General features: G+C 60.1%; 2 protein-coding genes and 1 riboswitch. Of the genes, one reads left to right on the top strand and one right to left on the bottom strand.

Annotated elements, in window-relative coordinates:
• Positions 1–54 precede the first annotated feature (54 nt).
• Positions 55–1464, bottom strand: coding sequence for an adenosylhomocysteinase (gene ahcY / locus ACE04F_RS20555; RefSeq protein WP_486109530.1), 1410 nt, complete (start codon positions 1462–1464; stop codon positions 55–57).
• 23 nt (positions 1465–1487) lie between these two features.
• Positions 1488–1594, bottom strand: a riboswitch (S-adenosyl-L-homocysteine riboswitch).
• Between the two features lie 189 nt (positions 1595–1783).
• Here ahcY and ACE04F_RS20550 point away from each other — a divergent pair.
• Positions 1784–2185 carry an acyl-CoA thioesterase gene (locus tag ACE04F_RS20550; protein ID WP_039590542.1) on the top strand — a complete coding sequence of 134 codons (402 nt, stop codon included), beginning with the start codon at positions 1784–1786 and terminating at the stop codon, positions 2183–2185.
• The last annotated feature ends 18 nt before the right edge of the window (positions 2186–2203 follow it).

Raw genomic sequence — 2203 nt, 5'->3', positions numbered from 1 at the left:
CTCGCTCCCACAAAGGAGCCCGCTCCCACAGAGGAGAGCAGGCAATAGCGCCGATCAGTAGCGGTAGGCGTGCGGCTTGAACGGGCCTTCGACGGTCACGCCGATGTAGTCAGCCTGTTGCTTGGTCAGCTTGGTGACCACGCCGCCGAAACCGCGGACCATTTCCAAGGCCACTTCTTCGTCGAGTTTCTTCGGCAATACTTCCACGGTCAGGCGCTCGGCTTTCTGGGCCGCTGGCAGGTCGGCGTATTTCTGGCCGAACAGGAAGATCTGCGCCAGGACCTGGTTGGCGAACGAACCGTCCATGATGCGGCTCGGGTGACCGGTGGCGTTGCCCAGGTTTACCAGGCGGCCCTCGGCCAGCAGGATCAGGTAGTCATCGTTCTGCGGGTCGAAGCTGCCTGTACCGGTGCGGTGAACCTTGTGCACCTGTGGCTTCACTTCTTCCCACGCCCAGTTCTTGCGCATGAAAGCGGTGTCGATTTCATTGTCGAAGTGACCGATGTTGCAGACCACGGCGCGCTTCTTCAGGGCCTTGAGCATGTTGGCGTCGCAGACGTTGACGTTGCCGGTGGTGGTCACGATCAGGTCGATCTTGCCCAGCAGTGCCTTGTCGATGCTGGCCTCGGTGCCGTCATTGTTGCCGTCGATGAACGGCGAAACCAGTTCGAAACCGTCCATGCAGGCCTGCATGGCGCAGATCGGATCGACTTCGGACACCTTGACGATCATGCCTTCCTGACGCAGGGACTGGGCCGAACCCTTGCCCACGTCACCGTAGCCGATCACCAAGGCCTGCTTGCCAGAGAGCAAGTGGTCGGTGCCGCGCTTGATGGCGTCGTTGAGGCTGTGACGGCAGCCGTACTTGTTGTCGTTCTTGCTCTTGGTCACCGAGTCGTTGACGTTGATGGCCGGGATCTTCAGCTCACCCTTGGCCAGCATGTCCAGCAGACGGTGGACGCCGGTGGTGGTTTCTTCGGTCACGCCGTGGACCTTGTCCAGCACGGCCGGGTATTTCTTGTGCAGCAGCTCGGTCAGGTCGCCGCCGTCGTCGAGGATCATGTTGGTGTCCCATGGCTGGCCATCCTTGAGGATGGTCTGCTCCAGGCACCACTCGTACTCTTGCTCGGTTTCGCCTTTCCAGGCGAAAACCGGGATGCCGGCAGCGGCGATGGCGGCAGCGGCCTGATCCTGGGTCGAGAAAATGTTGCAGGACGACCAGCGCACTTCGGCACCCAGGGCAACCAGGGTTTCGATCAGCACAGCGGTCTGGATGGTCATGTGGATGCAGCCGAGGATTTTTGCGCCCTTCAAAGGCTGTTCGCCAGAGTATTTGCGGCGCAGGCCCATCAGGGCTGGCATTTCGGATTCGGCGATGATGATTTCGCGACGGCCCCAGGCAGCCAGGGACATGTCGGCGACTTTGTAGTCGGTAAAAGCTGCAGGCGTGATAACAGCGCTCATGAAGAGCCTCCATTCGTAATGTATGCGAATGGGCGCCGTTGTGCGTTTAGTGCCAGTGCGGGGAACCCCGTATCAGCAACGCCCCATCCGAGCCTGACAGGTCGAGCCTGCTGCAGCGCCCCTCGGACGGGTGGCGGGAACGACCCAAAGCGTGGGCCGATGAAACGGTGGCGATTATAGCGGGCTAAGCGGATCTTCCAAAGGGTTTCTGTCGGCAAATCAAAAATGCCGATGATCGTCATAGGGGCGGCGACGTAGAGCCTGCCCGCCGGGTCTGCCATGATGCGGACATTCATCGGCCAGACGCTCAGGAGTGAACATGAATTTCCACACCCGCAAATGGGTCAAGCCCGAAGACCTCAACCCCAACGGCACGCTGTTCGGTGGCAGCCTGCTGCGCTGGATCGACGAAGAAGCGGCGATCTATGCCATCGTCCAGCTCGGTAACCAGCGTGTGGTCACTAAATACATCTCCGAAATCAACTTTGTCAGCGCCTCGCGCCAGGGCGACATCATCGAGCTGGGGATTACCGCCACCGAGTTTGGCCGCACGTCCATCACCCTGACCTGCGAGGTGCGCAACAAGATCACTCGCAAGAGCATCCTGACGGTGGAAAAGATGGTTTTCGTCAATCTCGGCGAAGACGGCTTGCCCGCGCCCCATGGCCGGACCGAGATCAAGTACGTCAAGGATCAGTTTAAGGACGATGCCGTCGAATAGGGTCGGCGTTGTGTTCTT

The sequence above is a fragment of the Pseudomonas sp. AGC41 genome, assembly GCF_057334555.1.
This window is presented reverse-complemented; position numbering and strand designations above follow the sequence as displayed.